Below are 19,789 nucleotides of genomic sequence, written 5' to 3'. Positions count from 1 at the left end.
GTTCCCGGCGGCGCATGTCGTCGCCGGGTAAATTGCAGTTCGGGGAACGGGTGCGGCGCGGTGCCGCCGGGATCAGGTGATAGTCATGATGGCCGCGAGCGCGGCGCCCAGCCCTTCGTCATTCGCCGGGGCGGGGTGATCGTCGTTCGCCGGCTTGGCCGGCCACCGCCCAAAAGGGATGCGCACCGCCGGGTTGGGCGTCGCGCTCTGGTGCACGATCCGGATGACCGAGAGTTGCGATACGAACTGGCAGCCGCAATCGGTGTTGTCGCAGACCATGCGCAGCTCGCGCACGGTGTCGGTCACGGCCTCGCTCGACCGGACGATCGAACGTGTGCCGCAATGCGGACACCCGATGGACGGCAGGCGAGGCGCGGTAGGCTTCTTCATCTTCACTGGTTGGGTCCCCCCGCTTTCCCCGCGACCGATCCCGTGACGGCCGGAAGGAAACTGCTGATGCGGCGCACGAGGCCGCGAATTTTGGTCTCGGCCTGTTCGGCCTCGGCGAGCGCCCGGAGCGCGTCGCGTGGGCTGGCGCCCGGCTGGGCGAGCACGAGGCTGAAGGCGACGGCTTCCCCGGTCTCGCGCGACACATCGGCGCAATCGGCGATCAGTGCCGTCTGGCATGCCGTAGCGGCGGCGAGCTGCTGCTCGACCTGATGGGCGAACGCTTCCAGGAAGGGCGAACCGTCGCCTCCAGCCGCGCGGTACGCCACCTCCAGGTTGCGCGCCGTGTCGATCGGCGCCGATGCGCCATGATCCGGGTCGGACCAATTGCGCACGCACCTGTTCGTGCGCCGCGCGATGCGGGACACCTCTGCCCAGCCGAGAAGGCCGGCGACGCGCGTCATCGCGTCGGCCGAGGTGAGGGGGGTGCGCACCTTGGTCATGCCGCGCGACCTTTCTGCAAAATTGTCTCGAGATCGCACTGGGCGGCCGAGGTGTATTTACCGCATTGTGCGGCAGAGATCGGAGGGCGACCTATGCTGAATAGCGCCGCTGCGGCTTCCTCCGGTATGGTGTTATGAGGCCAATGACCTTCGTTGCGAAACCAAGCGGCAAATCGATCCAGGTTCTTGGCGGAGAAGGATGTATCGTTCTCCAGGCGTTTGAAGAACGATCCGCGGTTGACGACAAGCGTAGCGACGCGCGCGAGAGACATGCCTCCGCTGATCGCGATTGCCCGACCATAACTCTCAGCGATGACTCGCAGGGCGTCTTCGTAGGTATCGCTCATAGCGGTCATGTACGGCGAATACGCCGCACACGTCAACGGCAAATACGCCGCTCGCGCGGCTTTTCCGCCTGGGGCATAGGTGCGGCATGAATGCCGTCCCCGAAATCCTAAAAGAGCGCATCGAGGCGAAATTAGCCGAGCGCAATGTGACAGCGCGCGAGATATCCGTGGCGGTCGGGCATCCCGACATCATCCGGAATATAAAACGCGGCAACATGCCTAGCGCTAGCCGTCTCGATGCTATCGCAGCAGAGCTAGGTACAACCGCAGAATGGCTATTGGGCCGCGATACTGCAATCGAGAGAACATTTCCCGCAGACACCATTAATTCGGATGCGTTGCGGCGTTTGCCAAAAACGCTCCCGATATATGGCACTGCCCTCGGAGCTGACGTTCAGTTCAGCTATGACGGCGGTATAACGGTTGTGGTAGAGCAAACGGAAGTACACATGGCCGCGCCGCTAGACTTCATGGCGCGGCCGATCGGGGTCACGGGCCGTCCCGATCTTTACGTCGTGGAAGTGTCCGGCCATTCTATGGAGCCACGCCACGAGCCGGGCCGAAGGCTGCTTGTGGACCCACGCCGGGCGCCCGGAATCGGAGAGGACGTGATTGTCCAATTGCGGGGGCCGACCTTCGATGGAGAAGAGGTGAGGCATGTCCTCATAAAGCAGCTCGTAAAGCGACGGCCCGGCGTCGTTGTGCTCCGGCAGTTCAATCCGATGGCGATATTTGAGGTTCCAAACGAACAGGTGGCTGCTGTACATCGAGTGATGCCGTGGGACGAGGCATTGGGGTTCTAATGGCGATGTCTAATCGACGTAAGGGCTGCATTGCCCTGCCACTTTCGTGGGCCGCAATCGCCATGGTCATTGCTGTTGTCAGCGCATCGTCCGCGAACGATATGTTGTTAACTTACATAGTGCTGGTACTATGCGGGCTTCCTCTGATATTTATAGGCTACGCTCTGTATGTTGGAATGAAAATCGGCGAAGACGTGGGCCGGACTGCACGAAAGAAACTTCGCGCTAAAGAATAGCCCTACGTGCTTTCTAGCTTAACCGCCGTCTTGAACCCACCTTGGTCGAGGCGGTGCGTCACCTCGGTCAGCACCCAGGCAACCGCATCGATCGCCGCCTTGAACCCGCTGACGCTGGCCTTCTGTTCGGGGTAGATATCAGCGCGGCCGAGCGCGAGCGTCCAATCTAGCGACACGGGTTCTCGCTCGGCGCGGCCCTTTGCCGCCTGCGCCGCGGCGCGCGCGTCGGCCTCGTTGGCATAGGTACGGGATAGCTTTTTTGCCCCGTCAGCCTTGCCCACCGTCACGAACTGGCGGCGCGCGCCCTTGCGATCATGCCACCCGGCGCTGATCCCCTCGGCCGCTTCGCGCTTCGCAACGCGGTAGGTGTGCGTATCGCCGGCGCGGCGGGAGAGTGCCAGCGCGGGCAGGGGCTTGCCGCTGGCGGTGGTGCCGGTGCCGATCGGCGCGAGGATCAGCGCGCCGCCCTTGATTGTGGCTACCGCATCGTGCTCTCGGCCGAGGCGACGAAGCAACGCCATGTCGCTCTCCCGACTCTGGTGCTGTCCGTCGATGGCGATGCCGGCGAGCGTCGCCGCGCAGCGCGGGGTGAGCTTCTGCCTGCCGGCGATCTCGTTCACGATCGCGCCGAGCGTGGTGGCGTGCCAGCTCTGCTCGCGGCGCACCTTCAGCGCGCCGGTGAAATCGGCCGAGCGCGCCCGGATCGTTACCTGATCGGGCGGGCCGGCATGCTGCACCTCGTCGACGGTGAAGCTGCCCTTGTCCACGAGGCCGGTGCTCACGTCGCTGCCCTGTTTCCAACCGAGCTGGAGCTTCAGGACCGCGCCGATCGCCGGCAGCGCGAGCAGCCCATCGGTGTCGTCGAGCACAAGATCGAGCTGATCGGCTTCGCCACCGCGCTTTTCCGACAGGGTGAGCGACACGAGGCGCGGGCGCACCTTCGCGGTGATGTCCGTCAGCGCTGCGGCTTCGTCGTAGAGGGTGCCGCGCAAATCCTGACCGGCGAGCGTCAAGCGGAAGTCGTGGATATTGGCGACCGTCACGCTGTGGCGCTCGTCGGATCATCGACGCGCAGCAGCTCGATGCCGAAGCTGATCTGGCGCGCGGTCCCGTCGGGCAGGAAGACGCTCTGCCGCTCATCAATGCCGGTGATGACGAAAGCCCCGAGCACGCCGCCGGTGCCGTCGACTAACGCCCAGGCCTCGCCTTTGTCAGCCATGGTGCGGAGCTGATCGAGCGAAGCCGGGCCGTCGCTCAGTTCGGCCATGGCCCGGCCCGAGAGCGCGATCTTGTCCTCGCCGGGACCGATATACTGGACGGCGTCGCGCGCCCCGATGCGCTGGCTACGCGCATGCTGCCAGTCCATGCGGCGTTGCAGCTCGTCATGGGCGAGCGTCGGTATGTCAAAGCAGAAGAGTCCGAGGGCCAAGAGCATCGGCGTCACTCCCAGTCCGGCGTGTCGGCATAGCCCGATCGGGCAGCAGCGCCCTTCTTACGCTCCTGATCGGCGTGCCAGCGTTCGAACTTGTCGAAAAGCGCCTGCTCGTCCATCCCGGCGGACGGGTGAAAGTGCACTTCATAGTGGTTCGAGGGCGGCTGCCCGGCCATGCGCCCCGCCGCCGGCGAGGCAGATTGCGCCGGCGCAGCGATGGAGCCGAATGCGGCACCCGTCGCAATTGCTGCTTGGACGCGACGTGAGAGACGATCGAGGCGCCGCACCGGCGCATCCTCGTTGTCCGTAATACCGTTCGTCAGCCCCTGCATCATGTAGCCGCCGAAGCCATGAAATACTCGGCTGGGCGAGTGGATGCCCAGCGCAGACTTGAACCAGCTTGCGGCCATGTTCGCTGCGCCTACAACGGCGCTCTTGAGGGCCGCGAGGCGGCTCGTTATGCCGGTCACCAGGCCGTCGATCAGCCATCGCCCGGCATCGGCAAGCCACGTCCCAAATCCCGAGATGCCGGCACGGACACTCGCCCAGAGACGCCCGAACCAGCCGACGATTGGTCCCCAATTGCTGTAGATCAGGTATACCGCTGCCGCGAGCAGCCCGATCCCGACCACTACGGCCGCTGCAATGCCGATGATCGGGAGCATGCCGACCTCGAAAAAGGTTGCGACGGCGGCGACAGCGGCGAACGGCCCGACAATGGCGGCGAGCGCAATGCCGAGTGCGCCCAGAACGGTGAGCATGGCGGCAATCACCGCGACACTGACAATCATCGCCTGCGTCAATTTGGGGTGTTCGGACGCGAAGGCGTTGAAGCGATCGAAAAGCGCGCCGAGCTTGTCAGCCGCGAGATTGATCGTGGGCAGCAGGCGAGTGCCAATTGTAATCTTGAGCGCCGTGAAGCGGTTATCTGCGAGCTTGAGCTGGTTAGAGCTAGTCGCCAGCCGCCTATCGTATTCGCGTTGTACTTGTCCGCCATAAACCGATGCATCGCTGACAAGGTCGAAGCGCGCCTTTAGCTGATCGAGGCCGGTGAGCATCGCGGCGATCGGCGCGACGGATTCGCGACCGAACATGTTCGTGAGGGTCGCGGTCTGCTGCACTTTCGGCAACCGCGCGACACGATCGAAAACGTCCAGGATCGTGGCACCGGCGTTGGTCTGCATGCCCTTTGCAATCGCGACCGCGTCAACGCCGATCGCCTTGTACCCCATCAGCAGCCGCTTTCGAGCCGACGAGCCCATGTTGAGCTGCAGCATCAGGTTTTTGATGCCCGTCGCGGCGATTTCCGGCGCGACATGGAGCGAGCTAAGCCGCGATGCGAGCGCTGCCACCTGGGGTGAGGACACCCCAGCGACCTTGCCGAGCGACCCGATACTTTCGATCACCTGTGCGATCTCGGGTCCCTTGCCGCCGAACTTGGCATTCAGCGCATTGACCTGATCGCCTAGCCGCTTCAGTTCCGGGAGTGGAGCCTGAAACGCCTCGCGCCATGCCATCATGGTGGTGCCGGCCTCGTCCGCGCTCATGCCGAACGCGGTGCCCATCTTTGCCGCTTGGGTTGCAAAATCGACGAGCTGCTGCCGCTGGTCTTTCATGCCGTGACCGACGCCTGCCGCGGCGGCGTCCTCAGTGATCCCGGCGAGTTCAACGGCGGTGAGGGGGATTGTGCGGGTCATCTGCTGAATGTCCGCTGCCATCTTCCCGATTTCGAGCGCCGACATGCCCGACACTTTGCGGACGCCAGCCATCTTGTCCTCAAGATTCATCGCATCCTTTGCCACGGCCGCCACGACGGTGCCCGATCCGACGCCGACCGCGAGCGCGGAGGCGCCTCCAGCGGCAAGGCTGCCCGCCAGTTCTTGACCTTTCCCGAATTGCGCCTTGGCTGCGCCGAACCGTCGGCTGCGCGATTGGAGCTGCTCCAGCCGTTCGGTCTGCTCGCGCAGCTCCGCGTTGGTGTGACGCGTATCGGCCGCCAGCGCCTGCTCGGCCGCGGCAAGGTGGCGGGTCGAGACGCCGGCATCGGTGAGCCGGGCCCTGATCGTCGTCAGCTCGCGCGATTCGGCCTGGTGCTGGCGGGTGAGCTGCTCGGCTTCCCGCTTCGCGGCGGCGAAGTCGCGCGCCATCGCGCGCGTCGGCGCCTCGGTAGCGGCGAGATCGCGGCCGAGCTGGGTGGCGCGTTGTCGCGCCGCCTCCATCGCGTCGGTGGTGGTGGCGAGCCCGCTCTTCAGCTTGCGGAAGGCCTCGACGTCGCCCTGCACCCGCTCGATCTCGCGCAGGCGGTCGCGGGTGGCCTTCAGCGCCGTCGACGCGCGGCCGGCGCCGCCGGCGATATCCTTCAGCGGCTTGGTGACGCGGTCGGCCGCTTCGAGCAGCATGCGGATGCGCAGGTCGCGGTCGGCCATCGTCTCAGTCCTCGGGATTGTGGCGGGCGGCTGCGCGCGCGCGCCACTGCATCAGCTCGGCCGGGTCCATCCGGTCCATGGTCTCAGGGCTCCAGCCGAACACGAGCGCGAGATCGGCCATGGCGTCGTCGATCAGTTGTGGGAGACCGCCGCCTTCGCTGCTCGCGGAAGCAAAAAATCCAGTACCTCGCCGCCGAACTGCATCAGGTCGGCCGCGCCCAGGCGGGCGCCCTTCTGGATGATGGGCATGGTGATGCGCGGCGCGAGCTGCTCGAGCTGCACGACATCCATCTGGGACAGGCCCATGAGGTTCAGGCCGCGTAGCGAGCCGGAATCGGGCTTGCGGACGCTGATCCGCGTCCCGGCGGGCAGCAGTTCGGTGTTGCCCAGCATGACGGGTTCGTCGAGGGTGAACCCCGGACCTTCGGGAGCGTCGGCGGTGGTGGTGTTGGTGGCATCGATCATGGTGGTGGCCTTCTGGGTTTCGGCCTGCGCCTCCGCGCGCCACTGGCGCGGAGTGCAGGCCTCGGTCGGGTTGTGGTTGCGGGCACGGCGGAGAGGCACCGCGCCGCCATGGCCGGGCATCAGATCCCCAGCGCGTCGCGGATCTCGGCGAGGCGATCGATACCGCCCACGACGAACACCATGCCGAGCAGATCGATCTCGATCTCCACGACGCCGTTCCAGGTGAGCTGGTAATAGGCGATGGCGGTTTTCACCTTGAACTCGCCGGCGTCGCCCACCTTCTGCTCGCCCATGTCGATCTCTTCGTGGCGCCCGCGGATCACGATCTCGATCGCGTCCACATCGCCGCTATCGTCATGCTGATAGGCGCCGACGAAGCGGAGCTGGACGCCCGTCGCGTCGATGACGCCGAACTGGCGGATCACGTCGCGCATGGGGCCGCCGCACGACCATTCCGCCTCCAGCGCTTCACTGCCCATGTCGATCTTGACGGGGCCGTCCATGCCGCCGCCCCGCCACTCTTCCATCTTGCGGGCGAGCTTGGGGGCGGTGAACGATGCGACTTCGCCGAGATAGGCGTTGCCGGCGTTGAAGAGCATGAGGTTCTTGAGCTTGCGGGGCAGGGCCATCGGGGTATCTCCGGGAGGGTGGTCAGGTCAGACGAGCGGGGCGGCTCAGTTGTTGGCCGCGGCGAGTGCGCCGAAGTCGGCCAGAAACTCGTCCGTGATCTCCTGATCGAGATCGAGGCGCTCCAGCGGGGGCACGGGCGTGTAGCGGTACGAGATCAGCAGGCGCCCCTGCTTCAGCGTCGCCGTCGCGTTCTTCGCCGGATCGAACCATGCGGTCGCGCCCAGCACGCGGCCGGCGCGCACGAGGCGGCGGAACAGCTCGTTGATCTCCTCGACGATATCGCGCGCAAGGCTGGGCCGCAGCGGCTGGTCGAGATACGCCGTCAAGCCCAGCGCCATCGTGTCGGCGAGCACCTGGGCGGTGCGGCACGCGCTTTCGAACGTGAAGTCGCTCGTGGGATCGGCGCACGTCCGGTTGCCCCAGAAGCGGATCGCGCCGTTCAGCCGCACCAGCGTCACCACCTGGGCGGCGTTGAGCGTGTTAGCATCGCAATCCGCGTCCTGGACGTCAAAGGAGATGGGGTGCGACATGCCAGTGACGCTCGCCAGCGGCACGTTCGACAGCGTCTTGTGGAAGCCCTGATCCTGATCGATCGCGGCGCGCAGGCCGAGCGCGTGCGCCGCGGCGGGCGTGATGCCCGGCGTGCCGAGCACATCGATCGGCTCGACCACGTCGGGCCAGATAAGCGTCAGCTCGCGCTGGGCGAACTTGGCGCGATAGGCGGTAACGTCGGCGATCGTCGCGCCGATCGCGGCGCAATAGGCCCGCCCGCGGAGCTTCGCGGCCACCGTGGCGAGCTGATCGGTGACGGCCTCGCTCTCCAGCCCCGGCACGCCGAGGATGCGTGGGCGCACGCCGAGCAGCGCATAGGCGCCGAGCAACGCCTGCATGCCCGTCTTATGGCCGCCAACGTCGGTTCCGATCAGCGCCAGTTCGGTCGCCTGCTCGTCGGCGCCGGGCGCCACACGCACGACGACGACGGGCGCGCGGACCTGTTCGGAGATCGCCGTCAACGCCGCCTTTAGCGTGCCCGTGGCGCCGGCGCCGACGATCGCGGCCTGAAGGTCGCTCACCAGCACGGGCGTGTCGAGCGGCAAGATGGTGGGATCGGCCAGGGGCGCCGTTCCCACAAGGCCGATGATAGCGGTGGCGATGGTCGCGAGCGTGGCGACGTTGCCCGACGATTCGGTAACACGGATGCCGTGGAGATAGTCGGCCATGGTCGGTCCTTTCAGGCGGTGAGCGCGCTGGCGGCGCGCACGGGGATGGTGAGATCGAGCTGCGCGGCGGTGCCGGCGGTGTCGGTGCGGGTGCCGGTGATGCGCAGCACGAAGGCGCCGGCGACGGCGGTGCGCTCCAGCGCCACACGCGAGATGCGGGCGCGGCTCTCCTGGCGCATGATGGCAAGCGCGGTAGCGGCGAAGACGCGCAGCCGACCGAGGCCGTTCATCGGCTGATCGAGCAGCTCGGGGAGCTGGCTCCCATAGTCGCGCCGTCCCACGCGGCTGCCTAGCGGCGTGCCGAGGATGTCGCCGATCGACTGCGCGAGATGGTCGGCACCGCCGAGTGGCTTGCCGGTGCTACGATCCATGCCGATCACGCGATCGGTTTCCCGGAGATGGCGGTGCCCGCCTGCACCTTGTCGTGAACGTGATGCTGGAGGCTGACGGTGTTCGCCGTCACATCGCCGTCGCTGTGGATCGAGTCGGTCGCATAGACCTGCCCGTCGATCGTCAGGCCACCCTTGATCTCGACGTCACACTCAAAGACGATCCCGCCGGGCGCTGCTACGCGTGCGGTGCCGCCGGTGGGGAGCATGACGGCGAGGGCATGCGCCTCCGGATCATAGTCGATCGACGCCCCGTCCGCGAAGACGATGACGCTGGAGCTATCGCTGCCAGCATGAGGGTTGGCGTCGCTGCTGAGGCTACCGACGATCAGGCCGGCGGCAGTGTCACCCTCGGGGCAGAGCACGAGAACCTGTTCGCCGACGCTCGGGGGCGACCATACTCGGGTCGCGCCGACACGCGCTGCGACCCAGGGGATGTCGCCTGTGAGCAGATCGCCTATGGCGACACGGGCCGTGGCATTTGTCTGATCGACGGACTGCACGACGCCGATTCGCGCGAGATCGCCAACGAGGCGCTGGATGTCGGCAGGATCGGCCATGCTGCGACCATGACGCCGCGATCTCGCATCCGCGCGCGCGCAAACTTGTAGAAACGCTTTCTACAAGGTGCCTCCCGCGCTAACCTGATCCACGCTATCTGCCGCGTTCAGCAACTCGGTCGCCTCCGCCAGCACGTTGTGGCCGGCGAAGTTCGGCGCGAACCCGGCTTGGAATGCCACCATCGGCGAGATGCCGTATTCGATGCCGTCCGGCGCGACGCGCGCCCAAATGCCATTGATCCGGTTGAGCAGCCGCAGAGCTTCGTCCTGCGTGATGGTTTTCGTCTGATAGAAGAGCGAGCCTTCCATTTGCGGCATAATCCCGGGCATCACTGTACCTCCGTCAGAGCATGGCTGGTGATGTTGACATACCAGTCCCCCGCTTGCAGGCCGAGACTAACGGCGCCGGCGTTGTCCGGCGCGCGCGGCAGGCCGGAAATGAGCGGGTTGATGAGCCGTAAGCGGTTGGGCCGGGTGTGGTTCTGCCCGTGGATCATCAAATATTGGTTGGAACCATGCGCGAGCCCCATCTCGCTCGCATCCTGCATTGCCCAGGCGAGTTCGGAGGGAAATACGGTCGGATCGCCGTATTCGGCCCACTTGCCGGCCGTCACGTTATCGCCGAACGCTGCGTAACGGCCTGGGTTTGTCGGATCGCGCGCAACGAAGCCTCGCTTCGCAATCAGCGCCCCAGTGTAGTCGGTTGTCAGAAAGCAGCCGTTGCCGATCACGCCTGCGCCTTGAGTGCCCATGATAAGCATGGAGCCACCCTGGATGATGCCGGGGCCTTGGTTGCTCTCGGTGTAGATGCCCGTCGCGAGCGGTGGGCCTGCAAACATGAACGGGCCGCCCGGCGCGTAGTTGGTCGCGCCTTGCTGCCACACCGGGTAGGCGCCGTTGGCCCCCTTATAGACGAGCAGCCAGTAGGTTGGATCGGTCAGCGACGGCGCATGCGCACCCAGATCGGCCGACGTCGCATAGGGCGCAGGCACAAAGAAATAATAGCTGTTGCCGATGATGTAGTTGACGCCGGCGAAGGTGCCGTTGCTGCGATACTGATAGGTTCCGCAGTCCGACATCTGGATGTTGCCGTATATGCACGACAGGAAGCTGTTGCCACGAACGCCAAACCCATTGCATCCGGACACATCGATATCCCTAGCGGAACCCGCATTGGCGTCGGCATAGTCAACATCCAGACCGTGTCCGTTGGCGCTGTCGAGCCGGCTGTTGTGCACGCTCCAGGCGTTGGCGTTGCCCTCGGTCGAACCGCCAGAGCCGGTGCCCACCGCCACACTGACGGAGCCGCCGAAAAAGTTGACGACGTTCTGCCCGAACTCGGCACGCGCGCGCATGCGCAGGCCCACTGTGCCCGGTGTCCTGCCACCGACGAGCTTCAGCCCGAGAATGCGGGATCCATCGGCTCCCAGGATGCCGGGCTGACCAGCGCGGGGGCCAGTGTTGGAGCGGTGAGTGACGATGCCATCGATTCCATCGGCAACGTTGATGACGCACTTCGACTGGTCTGCACCGGCGCGCCCGGTGCCGGTGCCACGCAGCGTGACGGCGTTCTCGATGTTGAGCGTCTGATCGAGGAAGAAGCCCGGATCGCTGCCGGTGGTGGGGATGATCAGCTCGTTGACCCCGCGATTGGTTGCCCAGTCAATCGCCTCGGCGAAAATCGCCGACTGCGGGGAGCCATCGGGACGCGCACCGAACTCGGTAATGAGAGGCGAACCCTTCACGCGAGCGAAGTAACGGCCGTCTGCTGACTGGAAGGTCGATCGTGGGTATTTCGCGAGCGTGGTTGCGTCGGCTCCCGCCGCCGACGTGTAGGGCGCCTCACCGATGCCGCGGCCATCAAAGTCCGACACCCGAACCAGGGTCGTACCTGCGTTGATGGTCTGGCCAGCGGCCTGCAACTTGGAACCGATGGCCATGATGTTGCCGCCGGGCTCACCCTTGTCGCCCTTGTACCAAGCGACCAGAAACGGGATCACCGCCTTCGCGAGGGCGGACAGCAACATGCGCTTGGCTCGACCGCCCGAAACGACGGGGATCGACTCGGTACCATCAGTGACGGTCAGCAGATCGAGTGCGGAGATCTTTGCCATGAGGTCAGCCTTCGGGCCAGAGCGGAACGGTCATGACGTCGAGCGCGGCGAGGTCGTCGGCGTTCGCCTTGGCGATAGTCGTCTCGATACGATCGGAGGCGGCGCGGATCGCATCGATCGCGGCGCGGCGCCGCAGCGCGGCTATCGTTGCCCCGCGATCGTCATGTACGTTGCCAAGGAGGTTCGCGACCGCTGCCAGTGCGATTGCCGCGTTGTCGTTCGACTGTCGTTCGATGGTGGCGACTGCGAGAATGCGGCGCCGCGCCTCGCGCTTCACCGCGCGCACCGCGCCTGCGCGCAGCTCGTCGAGCTTCGGCGCGGTCAGCTTGGAGAGCGTAGGCCGGCCATTTGGGGCGGCGACGATGCTCCTGCCGCTCGCCTGCCCAGCCAGGAGCCGCGCGTGCTGGCCGGCGGAGATCTGCACCGCATCGTCGGGCAGCGCATCGTGGACGTCGGCGTGGTAGAAGCTCGCGGTGGCCGCGCTGTAATGGTAGCTCAAGGTCGCTTGCCTCTCAGTTGCCGATGATGAACAGCACGGGCGTGCTCGCGCTGCTGTCGGACGGGTTGCCCGTGATCTGCCGCTGCACGACGCTGGAGCCGAGCGAGGGCTCGCCGATCGTCTGGAAGAAGGCGTCACCCGAGGACGTGCTCGCGGCGAGGTTGGTGGTGACGAAGGCGCGCCACGCATTGTTGGGAAACGCGATCGGATGCGTGATCGTCTGCGTGCCCTCGTTGCCCGCAGCCTGAGCGCTGCCGGCCGCCCACTGAATGATGATGCCGCCGGGCAGGGTCAGGAAGCCCGATTTCGCCGCCAGCTTCGGCAAGCTCGCCAGGCCCGCCGGGGTGATGACGCTGGCGTCGTCGGTGCCCGCCGCGATCAACGCGGCGGTCGCCTTCAGGATTGAAAGCGTTAAATCTGCGCTGAGTGGCCCACCGCCGGAGAGCAGGCCCGACGTGGTGACCTTGCGCGATTGGGGTGCCTTAGCCGCGATCGTGGCCAGGATCGTCGCAAGCGATGCCGGTGTGACCGCCGTGGTCGCATCAGTGCCTGCGGCGGCTTGATCGGCAGTTGCCGCGGTAACCGTCAGCACGCGGCTGGCGGTGTGATCGCCGCCTCCGGACACGAGGCCTCCGCCGGTGATCGTCCGCGCGAGCAGCGCGCTGAACGCCGTCGACAGCAAGGCTGCCCCCGCTTGGAGGGCCGTGATCGCCGTGTTGATCGGCGACAGCATGGCGGCGAGAACCGCCGGCACGATCGCGCGCGTGGTGTCCGTGCCCGTCTGCGCCTGGGGGAGCGTCGCAAGCTGTATGACGCCGACCGTGTCGCTGGTGGCCGGCGGGTTCAGGAAGTTCGTGTCGCCGAAGGTGATCGCGTTGATCGAGGCATCCGGGAAGCTGATGTCGAGCGCGACCAGGAAGGTCGTGAGCGCCGATTTCTGGAAGATCGACGTAGGCTGACCGTAGAAGGCGAAGAGCGTGCCATCGGTCAGATAAAGGCCGAGGCCCACTGCCGAATAGATATCGCTGGTGGCGTCCCGGATCATCAGGTGAACCGTGTTGTTGCCGACCTGGGCGCCGGAGACCGTCGCGATCCGCTTGATTTCGCCCGGTAGCACGGTGAGCGTCGGCGCGGACACGAACGGCGTGTTCGTGACGCCCACCGACGTGACCTTCAGGTCGATGCCCGCGCCGAGTTGCGCCGCGGTGAAGCGCGCATAGCCCGCCGTCGTCATCGTGAGCGTGATGGACGGTGTCATGGCAGATCCTCGTAAAAGACGGCGAAATCATCCTGCATCGGCTCGCCGTCCTCGGTTTGCAGGCACGGATCCCAGAAGGGTGACGTGTCGGCGGCCAGCGCCGCGCGCTCGCGGACGAAGCCGGCCAGCCGGCCGACGCCGAACACCGCGACGCTCGCGCGGGTGCGGAGCGTCTGCGCCAACGTGAAATGTTCGCGCAGCGGCTTCACCCGGATGATGTCGCGAACGATCGCCTCGACGAACGCGGCGGTGGAGCGCGTCCCGCCCGGCGCGATGCCGTCAGCGGTCACCAGTTGGAGCTGAACCTCGAAGGTGTGCGGCGCCGCCTGGGGGCTCGCTTCGAACCATTCCACCACGCTGAGCAGCGCGTCATAGCGCGCTAGCACCTCCTCGACCGATGCTCGGGTGCCCTTGCGCCGGTGCTTGGCGATGGCGGTGGCGACCGCGTCGCGCTTGACCGCATCCGACCAAGTGGCATCCCAGAAATCCACGGAAAGCGACCATGCGAGCCAGGGCAGGATTGGGGCCGGGCACGAAGCCGGGTTCCACAGATCGGCGGCCTGCGAGATATCGATCGCGCCGACCCGCGCTGTCGCGCCTTCCATCGCGCGTTCCAGCGGCGTGGCATTGGGGGGCAGGAGGCTATTCGGCATAGCCGGCATGCGTGATGGTGATCGTCGCCGCGTTGGCAGCCTGCGTATCGTCGCAGAGGATATCGGCCGCAGGGCTGGCCAGCGTGACGTTCTCGACGCCGGCGACGTCCAGCGCGGCGATGATGCCGGCGATGCGGTGGTTGCGGCCGAGCAGCCGGTTCGTGGCGAGATAGGCATCGAGCGCGGCGCGTGCCGCGGCCAGGACGATCGTAACGTCAGGGCCGGAGAACGTCGTCAGTGCGGCGGTCAGGTCATAGTGAACGATGTTGGCAGACGCCGTCGTGACGTGGTCGCCAAGCGGGCGGATCGTGGGCGAGGCCACGATCGCGTTTACCGCCGCGACGAGATCGGCGCTGGCGCTGCCGTCGCCTGTGGCCGACAGGACCGATACCAGCACCTCGCCTGGCGCCGGCGACACCGCGCTGGCGTCGGCGACATCGCCCGACGCCGACTTGGCATGTGCGACATAGGCCAGCTCGGGGCCCGCGACCGAATAGGCTTCGGGCGCCAGCGTCACGCGCTGCCGAAGGCTGTCGTCGGTTTCGTAAACCGGTGCGGTGTTGCTCGTCAGATCCGCCGGCACCACCACGAGGCGCGAAATGCCGAAGACCGCGGCGAGCTGGTCGAGGTTGGCACCGGTGGCATAGGCGACGAGCAACTGCAGCGCAGCATCCTGGAATGTTTGGCGGAGGAGCTGCTCGCGATAGGCGCAAGCCTCCACCACCTTCATCGCCGGGTCGGATTCAACGATCGCATTGAAGGCGGGCAGCCGGGTTTGCAGGTCGGCCACGATCTTCGCCACGATCGTGTCCAGGTCGAGCTGGTCCACGATCGTGGGCGCGGGCAGGCGCGAGAGATCGACGGTGCTGGAGCTGGCGGCCATGATGCCGCCCATGTCGTCGCGAGCTATGCCGGGTGGCTATGGCGCCGGCTTGTAGAAAGGCTTTCTACAAGATCACGGGGCCGCGGTGATATGCTCCAGCAGAAGGTCAAGCGCTCGGTTGCGCTCAGTCGCAGTAAGCCCGAGCAAGCCTCGCACGGCATAGCGCACGGGTTTTGCCTTGGCGCTCGGCCGGTCCATAAGGCCCTCCTGCGACACACGCGCAATCTCGGCCGCCCGGCCGGTAAAGCCAATCCATGCCTCGCGATCGGTTGCGTCCGCGCGCAAGTTGCGGGCCTGTCGCAGCTTGCGGAACATCACCGCATCCTTGATCCGCGTGCGCCGGCGCAGCTTGCCCGCGCCCGCGTTCTGCTCGCCCGGCGCGATCGGCAGCCATTTGGCGACCTTGTCCCAGAAGAAGCTGCGGATGCCGCCCGCTTCGATGTCGAAGCCGGTCATTAGCGGCCCCTGACGGACCCAGCTCTTCATGTGGACGAGGCGCGGCTCAGCTACGCCCTTGGGGTAGAGGAATTTAACGGCATACGCTCCCGGCTTCAGCTCGGCCTTCGGCCGGCGCTTGGCGAATGCGCCGCCATCCGGGCTCTGTTGCCGCCCGATGCGGGCCGACTGACTCTTCTGGATCTCGCGCGCCATGCGCCGCAGCAGCTTGCGCCGCCCGGCAGGATCGATCGATCGCAGCGCTGCGCCGGCGAGCTGTTCGATCGGCGCGAAATCATTCTCGATCATGCGGCCTCAGCGACGCCTGCGGCGATGATGTCGTCGAGCAGACCCGTCCAGGGCGTCGCCGGATCTACCCCGTCGAACACGTCGGACAGATTGGGCTCCCCGAGCGCCGTCACGCGTGTGCCGTCCGCGGTGCGTTCGACCAGCACCCGTTCGGTGAGTTCGATATCGATCGAGACATCGACCAGCTCGCCGTCGAGCAGATCGGCCTCGAAGCTGAACGGCTCCTGCTTGTCCTGTTGCAGCAGTTCGGGCTGGTTGTCGGAGATCCACGCTAGCAGCGGCACGAAGAGCTTGTCGATGTCGCCCGCATAATCCTGCACCACCACGTTCAATGTGTAGCGATGCTCATAGGACAGCGACCCGGCCCGAGCGCCGATCCGCCCCTTGTCGACGAACAGCGACAGGTTCTCGGGCTTGCTCGCGAGCGCCGCGACAGCGGCCAGCAGGTATTTGCGCAAGGCGTCCGGCTTTTTCATACAGTTTTCCGTTTACGGCAGTGGTCCGTCGGGATCGCGTTCCCAGCCTTTTTCGACCTTGTGGCCATCCCACCATGCGTGATGCGGTCCCCAGGAGATCGTCGCATCGATCGGCGGATCACAGCCAATCGGGATCTCGAAACAGACCCAGCTCCCGTCCGGCTTTTCGACCGTGACGCGACGCGACGGCTGGTTGGTGGCCGGGGCATTTGCCCCGACCACCTCCAGCACGCGGCCGGTGCCGCTCAGCCGAGCACCTTGATGCCGAACGCGGCGAGCAGCGCCTTGGCGAGCTGCACGAGCGGCGTGGGCTTCAGGTTCGCCACGACCTCCTCGACCACGAGGCCGGCGAACTTCTCGGCGTCCATCGCGAGAGCAGCGAGCCCGCCCTTCTTGGCGGCTTCCACGATGAGCGGGGTGATGACGGCCACCACCTCGGCCTTCTTATCGGCACCCGACTTGGTCGTGTCTTCGAGCGCGGTGGCCGTGGCGATGGCGGCGTCGCCGACCGGGTTGCCGGGCTTGGCCGTGGCCGCAACGACGTGCGTCAGCGAGGACGAGGCCGCGAGGACGGTGGCAGTGGTGATGGTGAGACCGAAAATCTTCATGGGGGGACTTCCTTCGTGGTGGTGGATCAGCGGGTGCTGTCCGCATCCGGCGCGGGCGCGCGAGGATTGGTGGAGGCGGCGGCCAAGGCGGCACCGCCAGCGCCGAGCAGCATCGGCACGACATCGGCCATGCTGGTCAGGTGATCGGCCCAGACGGACTTGCCGAGGCCGCCTGCGACCGCGGCGAGCCCGATCCAGGTGGATCGCTCGCCGGCGCGGCGCTTGGCCCAGGCGATGGCGGCGGGCGCGGATGCGCGCACGCGCGCCGCGAGCTTGGAAAGCTGGAGCATGGCTCGATCCTTCAGGGTCATGGTTTCAGGCTGGCGAGGCACATCGCGCGCTCTGCATCCCGCCGGCGCACGAGGCCGCGCGCGACGCAGTAGAGCTTGCCGTTGGCCTTGCTCACGCTGCACGATCCGCCCGCCACGGGCTTCGGCGCGCGGTAGCGCGTGATGTAGCCGCTGAAGGCGGCGCACCCCTCGCGCCACGCCCGGCGCGCGAACAGCGCGGCCATAGGCGAGGCCGCCCAGCGTGCATCGCCCGCGTTGAACGCGAAATCACCGGCGGCCTGGAGCGCGCTCGGCTGTTCGGCGAGCGTCGGCGTCGCCTTCAGCACCGCCGAGACGTGCGCGGTCAGATCCGCTTTCAGCCATGCCGCGCTCTGCGCCGGCGAGACCGCCGTGTTGGGTTTTACGTCGGCGCCAGTGTGCCCGACGCCGCCCGTCCAGACGCCACCGATGTCCTGGTAGGTGTGGGGCACATCGCCCTCGGCCGCGCGGGTGTGCGGCATCACCGCGAGCACCGCCGCGGCGACGAGCGCGAAGAACGCGCCGGGCACAATAGGGGGCTTGCCCTTGGGCGGATCGATCGTCCGCGAGCCGGTGCCGGCGCCGGTCACGCGCGGTCTCCGCGCGGCGCGACGGTGCGGATCTCGCGGATCGAATCCGCCAGGGTGTCGAACCGCTCGTGGATGCTGCGATCGATCCGATCGAGGCCCTTTTCGACGTTGCTGATCGTGGTTTCCACCTTCACGATGCGCTCGATGTCGCCGGTGCGCAGCCGCTCCAGCGAGTCGACGCGCGCGATCGTGTTGCCGACCTTGTGGTTGACCTGCAGCAGATCGCGATTCAGTTCGCGGGTGAAGCTCTTGTGGATCAGCGCAATGAGCGCCGCGATGGCGACGAGCGCGATGGCCCACTCGCTCAGCACCGAAATGTTGACGCCAAGGGGCGGGGGCGGCGCTGCGGCGACCGCCGCGGGCTGGACGATGACGCTCTGCGTCGGGGTCGTGGTATCGGTCATGGTCAATCCCAGAGCTGGACGAGGGTGCGGGTCGCGATCGTCGGCACCGGGACGGCGGGGATGGTGACGGCGGTGCCGATCGGCAGAATTGGGCCGAGCCCTGCGAGGCCGGGGTTGGCGGCAAGCACCGCCCCGATCGCGGCGGGGCCGAGCGCGCGCTCGCGCCAGATCAGCGCGTCGAGCGTGTCGCCCTGCGCGGCATGGAGCATATCGGCCATCAGATCAGCTCGACCGTCGTGCGGGTGCGGCCGAGAATGTCGCGGACGGCATGGATCGAGTCGCGGCGCATCTCGCTGATCGACGGGTCGAGATCGTCCACCTTGCGCTGCCCCGCGCCGGTCAGGTCCGTGTCGCGGTAGCTCTCGACCAGCCGCGCCTTGGCCTCGGCATAGACGGCGGTGCGGTAGAGGATCGTCAGACGGCTCTCGCCATCGATCTGGGGTGCCGGCACGTCGGCCAGCCGGCTGCGACCCTCGACCGCGCGTGCCGCCTGCCACACCACGAGCTGGTTGCCGACCGTGATGATCGCGAACAGCACGGCAGCGCGTAGCCGCTCGATCGTGACGGTGTCGCGAACGCGGACCTGCCGGCGCAGATCGGCCGGATCGATGTCGGGAAACCATCCGTCGTTGACGATCGGCGGTTCTGCCGCGGGCGCGGCTTCCGGTGACGTGGTGTCCGCTGGCAGGTTGGGGATGATGAAGCCGGTCACGCGATCGTCGCCACGGCGCCGGCCGAGCCGACCATGAACAGCACCAACCCAGCGACCGCGAGCGCGCAGAAGGCGCGGACGGTCGGCGAGTGGCTGGCCTCACTGGCCCAGAAATTGCGGGTCGCGGCGCCGACGCTCCCGCACAGCGCCGCCCATGCGCCGACGCCGAGCGCCGCGACGCACAAGAGCTGGACCATGAGCTGGATGATGATGTCGAGCATGTCGGTCCTCGATTCCGCCCGCCCGGTTTTCGGGGGTGGGGATCGGGTCCGGTCGACGGCCCTGCGACCCGAAGGTCTCCCGTCCCGCGCGATCCGCCCCCGAGCGCCGGGGGGCGAGCTGGTGAGCCGGCGTCAGCCGGCGGTGTTCGTGTCGGTCGAAGGCTGGGTCGCGGACTCGCCACCCTCGGGCGCGGGCGGCGGGAAGGCGGCGAGGTTCGCGGCGAGCAGCTTTTCCATCTGCGCCATGCGGGTCTTCGCGCCGACGCGGTCGTGGAGCTGCTGCGCGCGGCCGAGCGCGGCGATGGCGGCGACGATCGCGGGCCGCGCCTCCGCACCTTGGCGGCCGTCCGCCTCGCGCGCCAGCTCGAAGCCGATCGCCTTGTGGAGCTTGGCGCGGATCTCGTCGTGCATGTCGGCGCCAGCCGTCAGCCCGTCGACGACGTCGAGCACATCGAACGGGAACGGCTTGCCCGCCGCCTGGAGCTTCAGCGCGGCGCTCGCGATCTCTTCGGTGATCAGCGCGGGCGCGGAGCGCGCGTAGCGGGCCGGCAGCGCGACGTCATGGCGCAGGACGTGATCGGCCAGTTCGAGCGCACGCATCCAATCGCCGGTGTCGATGCACCAGACCATGATGGTTGGCAGGACCTCGGCCGCGGTCCCGGCATCCGCGCGATCGGCGCTGAGCAGCGCATCGCACCAGGCGCGATAGGCAGGTAGCATCTCGGCCTTGGCGGCGATCTTGAGCTGGATCGAGGCGATCTGCTTCAGCCGGCGGAGGTCGTGCGTCAGGCGCAGCATCATCTCGTCGGCAATCGTGTCTCGCGGCGCGCGGGGTGCCGCGGTGTTGTCGTCCGCGGGCGCAGTCGCCGCCTGGACGATGCGGTGCGCGCGCGCCGGGGTGAGTTCGGGCGCGGCGCGGGT

30 protein-coding genes are annotated in these 19,789 nt (G+C 67.0%); 1 reads left to right on the top strand and 29 read right to left on the bottom strand.

What is annotated here, in order from left to right:
- Window positions 1-72: 72 nt before the first annotated feature.
- Genes OXQ95_RS17640 through OXQ95_RS17630 form a run of 3 tightly spaced genes read right to left on the bottom strand, consistent with a single transcriptional unit; the run spans window position 73 to window position 1,237 of the window.
- Window positions 73-390 (bottom strand): ogr/Delta-like zinc finger family protein, encoded by a 318-nt coding sequence (locus OXQ95_RS17640; RefSeq protein WP_267382376.1) that lies wholly within the window; start codon window positions 388-390, stop codon window positions 73-75.
- Between the two features lie 2 nt (window positions 391-392).
- Window positions 393-890 carry a hypothetical protein gene (locus OXQ95_RS17635; RefSeq protein WP_267382209.1) on the bottom strand — a complete coding sequence of 166 codons (498 nt, stop codon included), beginning with the start codon at window positions 888-890 and terminating at the stop codon, window positions 393-395.
- Window positions 887-1,237: a hypothetical protein gene (locus OXQ95_RS17630; RefSeq protein WP_267382211.1), complete on the bottom strand. Its 351-nt coding sequence runs from the start codon at window positions 1,235-1,237 to the stop codon at window positions 887-889. Before OXQ95_RS17630 ends, OXQ95_RS17635 begins: the two co-directional genes overlap by 4 nt.
- Before the next feature lie 86 nt (window positions 1,238-1,323).
- Between OXQ95_RS17630 and OXQ95_RS17625 the strand changes: the two genes are divergently transcribed.
- Window positions 1,324-2,040, top strand: a complete 717-nt coding sequence (locus OXQ95_RS17625) for a S24 family peptidase (RefSeq protein ID WP_267382213.1) — start codon at window positions 1,324-1,326, stop codon at window positions 2,038-2,040.
- A 238-nt stretch (window positions 2,041-2,278) separates the two neighbouring features.
- Here the strand turns inward: OXQ95_RS17625 and OXQ95_RS17620 are convergent, their stop codons facing one another.
- From OXQ95_RS17620 to gpM, 26 genes are all read right to left on the bottom strand, one after another.
- Window positions 2,279-3,319, bottom strand: coding sequence for a contractile injection system protein, VgrG/Pvc8 family (locus tag OXQ95_RS17620; RefSeq protein ID WP_267382215.1), 1,041 nt, complete (start codon window positions 3,317-3,319; stop codon window positions 2,279-2,281).
- Window positions 3,316-3,711 (bottom strand): phage tail protein, encoded by a 396-nt coding sequence (locus OXQ95_RS17615; protein ID WP_267382217.1) that lies wholly within the window; start codon window positions 3,709-3,711, stop codon window positions 3,316-3,318. Before OXQ95_RS17615 ends, OXQ95_RS17620 begins: the two co-directional genes overlap by 4 nt.
- A gap of 5 nt (window positions 3,712-3,716) precedes the next feature.
- Complete coding sequence (locus OXQ95_RS17610; RefSeq protein ID WP_267382219.1) at window positions 3,717-6,134, bottom strand: phage tail tape measure protein; 2,418 nt, start codon at window positions 6,132-6,134, stop codon at window positions 3,717-3,719.
- Between the two features lie 4 nt (window positions 6,135-6,138).
- Window positions 6,139-6,255: a GpE family phage tail protein gene (locus tag OXQ95_RS17605; protein WP_267382221.1), complete on the bottom strand. Its 117-nt coding sequence runs from the start codon at window positions 6,253-6,255 to the stop codon at window positions 6,139-6,141.
- Window positions 6,256-6,266: 11 nt separating this feature from the next.
- Window positions 6,267-6,719: a phage tail assembly protein gene (locus OXQ95_RS17600; protein ID WP_267382223.1), complete on the bottom strand. Its 453-nt coding sequence runs from the start codon at window positions 6,717-6,719 to the stop codon at window positions 6,267-6,269.
- The gene (locus OXQ95_RS17595; protein ID WP_267382225.1) at window positions 6,719-7,228 is read right to left on the bottom strand and encodes a phage major tail tube protein; all 510 of its coding nucleotides are present in this window, start codon (window positions 7,226-7,228) and stop codon (window positions 6,719-6,721) included. Before OXQ95_RS17595 ends, OXQ95_RS17600 begins: the two co-directional genes overlap by 1 nt.
- A gap of 45 nt (window positions 7,229-7,273) precedes the next feature.
- A complete protein-coding gene (locus OXQ95_RS17590; RefSeq protein ID WP_267382227.1) occupies window positions 7,274-8,449 on the bottom strand; it encodes a phage tail sheath subtilisin-like domain-containing protein in 1,176 nt (391 codons plus the stop codon).
- Window positions 8,450-8,460: 11 nt separating this feature from the next.
- Window positions 8,461-8,820, bottom strand: a complete 360-nt coding sequence (locus tag OXQ95_RS17585; RefSeq protein WP_276589171.1) for a GPW/gp25 family protein — start codon at window positions 8,818-8,820, stop codon at window positions 8,461-8,463.
- 5 nt (window positions 8,821-8,825) lie between these two features.
- On the bottom strand, window positions 8,826-9,398 hold the full coding sequence (locus OXQ95_RS17580) for a phage baseplate assembly protein V (RefSeq protein ID WP_267382231.1): 573 nt from the start codon (window positions 9,396-9,398) through the stop codon (window positions 8,826-8,828).
- A gap of 60 nt (window positions 9,399-9,458) precedes the next feature.
- Window positions 9,459-9,728, bottom strand: coding sequence for a hypothetical protein (locus OXQ95_RS17575; protein WP_267382233.1), 270 nt, complete (start codon window positions 9,726-9,728; stop codon window positions 9,459-9,461).
- The gene (locus tag OXQ95_RS17570) at window positions 9,728-11,512 is read right to left on the bottom strand and encodes a hypothetical protein (RefSeq protein ID WP_267382235.1); all 1,785 of its coding nucleotides are present in this window, start codon (window positions 11,510-11,512) and stop codon (window positions 9,728-9,730) included. Before OXQ95_RS17570 ends, OXQ95_RS17575 begins: the two co-directional genes overlap by 1 nt.
- Window positions 11,513-11,516: 4 nt before the next feature.
- Window positions 11,517-12,011 (bottom strand): hypothetical protein, encoded by a 495-nt coding sequence (locus OXQ95_RS17565; RefSeq protein WP_267382237.1) that lies wholly within the window; start codon window positions 12,009-12,011, stop codon window positions 11,517-11,519.
- A gap of 13 nt (window positions 12,012-12,024) precedes the next feature.
- Complete coding sequence (locus OXQ95_RS17560; RefSeq protein WP_267382239.1) at window positions 12,025-13,269, bottom strand: hypothetical protein; 1,245 nt, start codon at window positions 13,267-13,269, stop codon at window positions 12,025-12,027.
- A complete protein-coding gene (locus tag OXQ95_RS17555; RefSeq protein ID WP_267382241.1) occupies window positions 13,266-13,922 on the bottom strand; it encodes a phage tail protein I in 657 nt (218 codons plus the stop codon). Before OXQ95_RS17555 ends, OXQ95_RS17560 begins: the two co-directional genes overlap by 4 nt.
- Window positions 13,912-14,805: a baseplate J/gp47 family protein gene (locus tag OXQ95_RS17550; RefSeq protein WP_267382815.1), complete on the bottom strand. Its 894-nt coding sequence runs from the start codon at window positions 14,803-14,805 to the stop codon at window positions 13,912-13,914. Before OXQ95_RS17550 ends, OXQ95_RS17555 begins: the two co-directional genes overlap by 11 nt.
- 72 nt (window positions 14,806-14,877) lie before the next feature.
- Window positions 14,878-15,549: a phage virion morphogenesis protein gene (locus OXQ95_RS17545; protein WP_267382243.1), complete on the bottom strand. Its 672-nt coding sequence runs from the start codon at window positions 15,547-15,549 to the stop codon at window positions 14,878-14,880.
- Window positions 15,546-16,025, bottom strand: coding sequence for a phage tail protein (locus OXQ95_RS17540; protein WP_267382245.1), 480 nt, complete (start codon window positions 16,023-16,025; stop codon window positions 15,546-15,548). The genes OXQ95_RS17545 and OXQ95_RS17540 overlap by 4 nt, the downstream gene beginning before the upstream one ends.
- Window positions 16,026-16,037: 12 nt before the next feature.
- Entirely contained in the window at window positions 16,038-16,256 is a 219-nt protein-coding gene (locus tag OXQ95_RS17535; protein ID WP_267382247.1) for a hypothetical protein, read from the bottom strand.
- A 14-nt stretch (window positions 16,257-16,270) separates the two neighbouring features.
- On the bottom strand, window positions 16,271-16,633 hold the full coding sequence (locus tag OXQ95_RS17530) for a hypothetical protein (RefSeq protein WP_267382249.1): 363 nt from the start codon (window positions 16,631-16,633) through the stop codon (window positions 16,271-16,273).
- A 26-nt stretch (window positions 16,634-16,659) separates the two neighbouring features.
- Window positions 16,660-16,923, bottom strand: coding sequence for a hypothetical protein (locus OXQ95_RS17525; RefSeq protein ID WP_267382251.1), 264 nt, complete (start codon window positions 16,921-16,923; stop codon window positions 16,660-16,662).
- Between the two features lie 17 nt (window positions 16,924-16,940).
- On the bottom strand, window positions 16,941-17,531 hold the full coding sequence (locus tag OXQ95_RS17520; RefSeq protein WP_267382253.1) for a hypothetical protein: 591 nt from the start codon (window positions 17,529-17,531) through the stop codon (window positions 16,941-16,943).
- A complete protein-coding gene (locus OXQ95_RS17515; protein ID WP_267382255.1) occupies window positions 17,528-17,935 on the bottom strand; it encodes a hypothetical protein in 408 nt (135 codons plus the stop codon). Before OXQ95_RS17515 ends, OXQ95_RS17520 begins: the two co-directional genes overlap by 4 nt.
- Before the next feature lie 2 nt (window positions 17,936-17,937).
- Entirely contained in the window at window positions 17,938-18,153 is a 216-nt protein-coding gene (locus OXQ95_RS17510) for a tail protein X (RefSeq protein WP_267382257.1), read from the bottom strand.
- The gene (locus tag OXQ95_RS17505; protein WP_267382259.1) at window positions 18,153-18,647 is read right to left on the bottom strand and encodes a head completion/stabilization protein; all 495 of its coding nucleotides are present in this window, start codon (window positions 18,645-18,647) and stop codon (window positions 18,153-18,155) included. The genes OXQ95_RS17510 and OXQ95_RS17505 overlap by 1 nt, the downstream gene beginning before the upstream one ends.
- Window positions 18,644-18,868, bottom strand: a complete 225-nt coding sequence (locus OXQ95_RS17500) for a hypothetical protein (RefSeq protein ID WP_267382261.1) — start codon at window positions 18,866-18,868, stop codon at window positions 18,644-18,646. Before OXQ95_RS17500 ends, OXQ95_RS17505 begins: the two co-directional genes overlap by 4 nt.
- Before the next feature lie 132 nt (window positions 18,869-19,000).
- On the bottom strand, window positions 19,001-19,789 hold a 789-nt coding region (gene gpM, locus OXQ95_RS17495), incomplete at its 5' end, for a phage terminase small subunit (protein ID WP_267382810.1).

The sequence above is a fragment of the Sphingomonas sp. GC_Shp_6 genome, assembly GCF_026540835.1.
In the GTDB taxonomy this organism is placed as follows: Bacteria; Pseudomonadota; Alphaproteobacteria; order Sphingomonadales; family Sphingomonadaceae; genus Sphingomonas.
The sequence above is the reverse complement of the archived record's forward strand: the minus strand, read 5'-3'. Positions and strand labels throughout refer to the sequence as shown.

Bases quoted from the DNA above. Each gene is read 5' to 3' on its own strand.
- OXQ95_RS17640 (WP_267382376.1), bottom strand. From the start codon at position 390: ATGAAGAAGCCTACCGCGCCTCGCCTGCCGTCCATCGGGTGTCCGCAT.
- OXQ95_RS17635 (WP_267382209.1), bottom strand. From the start codon at position 890: ATGACCAAGGTGCGCACCCCCCTCACCTCGGCCGACGCGATGACGCGC.
- OXQ95_RS17630 (WP_267382211.1), bottom strand. From the start codon at position 1,237: ATGAGCGATACCTACGAAGACGCCCTGCGAGTCATCGCTGAGAGTTAT.
- OXQ95_RS17625 (WP_267382213.1), top strand. From the start codon at position 1,324: ATGAATGCCGTCCCCGAAATCCTAAAAGAGCGCATCGAGGCGAAATTA.
- OXQ95_RS17615 (WP_267382217.1), bottom strand. From the start codon at position 3,711: ATGCTCTTGGCCCTCGGACTCTTCTGCTTTGACATACCGACGCTCGCC.
- OXQ95_RS17610 (WP_267382219.1), bottom strand. From the start codon at position 6,134: ATGGCCGACCGCGACCTGCGCATCCGCATGCTGCTCGAAGCGGCCGAC.
- OXQ95_RS17605 (WP_267382221.1), bottom strand. From the start codon at position 6,255: ATGGCCGATCTCGCGCTCGTGTTCGGCTGGAGCCCTGAGACCATGGAC.
- OXQ95_RS17600 (WP_267382223.1), bottom strand. From the start codon at position 6,719: ATGCCCGGCCATGGCGGCGCGGTGCCTCTCCGCCGTGCCCGCAACCAC.
- OXQ95_RS17595 (WP_267382225.1), bottom strand. From the start codon at position 7,228: ATGGCCCTGCCCCGCAAGCTCAAGAACCTCATGCTCTTCAACGCCGGC.
- OXQ95_RS17590 (WP_267382227.1), bottom strand. From the start codon at position 8,449: ATGGCCGACTATCTCCACGGCATCCGTGTTACCGAATCGTCGGGCAAC.
- OXQ95_RS17585 (WP_276589171.1), bottom strand. From the start codon at position 8,820: ATGGATCGTAGCACCGGCAAGCCACTCGGCGGTGCCGACCATCTCGCG.
- OXQ95_RS17580 (WP_267382231.1), bottom strand. From the start codon at position 9,398: ATGGCCGATCCTGCCGACATCCAGCGCCTCGTTGGCGATCTCGCGCGA.
- OXQ95_RS17575 (WP_267382233.1), bottom strand. From the start codon at position 9,728: ATGCCCGGGATTATGCCGCAAATGGAAGGCTCGCTCTTCTATCAGACG.
- OXQ95_RS17570 (WP_267382235.1), bottom strand. From the start codon at position 11,512: ATGGCAAAGATCTCCGCACTCGATCTGCTGACCGTCACTGATGGTACC.
- OXQ95_RS17560 (WP_267382239.1), bottom strand. From the start codon at position 13,269: ATGACACCGTCCATCACGCTCACGATGACGACGGCGGGCTATGCGCGC.
- OXQ95_RS17555 (WP_267382241.1), bottom strand. From the start codon at position 13,922: ATGCCGAATAGCCTCCTGCCCCCCAATGCCACGCCGCTGGAACGCGCG.
- OXQ95_RS17550 (WP_267382815.1), bottom strand. From the start codon at position 14,805: ATGGCCGCCAGCTCCAGCACCGTCGATCTCTCGCGCCTGCCCGCGCCC.
- OXQ95_RS17545 (WP_267382243.1), bottom strand. From the start codon at position 15,549: ATGATCGAGAATGATTTCGCGCCGATCGAACAGCTCGCCGGCGCAGCG.
- OXQ95_RS17540 (WP_267382245.1), bottom strand. From the start codon at position 16,025: ATGAAAAAGCCGGACGCCTTGCGCAAATACCTGCTGGCCGCTGTCGCG.
- OXQ95_RS17530 (WP_267382249.1), bottom strand. From the start codon at position 16,633: ATGAAGATTTTCGGTCTCACCATCACCACTGCCACCGTCCTCGCGGCC.
- OXQ95_RS17525 (WP_267382251.1), bottom strand. From the start codon at position 16,923: ATGCTCCAGCTTTCCAAGCTCGCGGCGCGCGTGCGCGCATCCGCGCCC.
- OXQ95_RS17515 (WP_267382255.1), bottom strand. From the start codon at position 17,935: ATGACCGATACCACGACCCCGACGCAGAGCGTCATCGTCCAGCCCGCG.
- OXQ95_RS17510 (WP_267382257.1), bottom strand. From the start codon at position 18,153: ATGGCCGATATGCTCCATGCCGCGCAGGGCGACACGCTCGACGCGCTG.
- OXQ95_RS17500 (WP_267382261.1), bottom strand. From the start codon at position 18,868: ATGCTCGACATCATCATCCAGCTCATGGTCCAGCTCTTGTGCGTCGCG.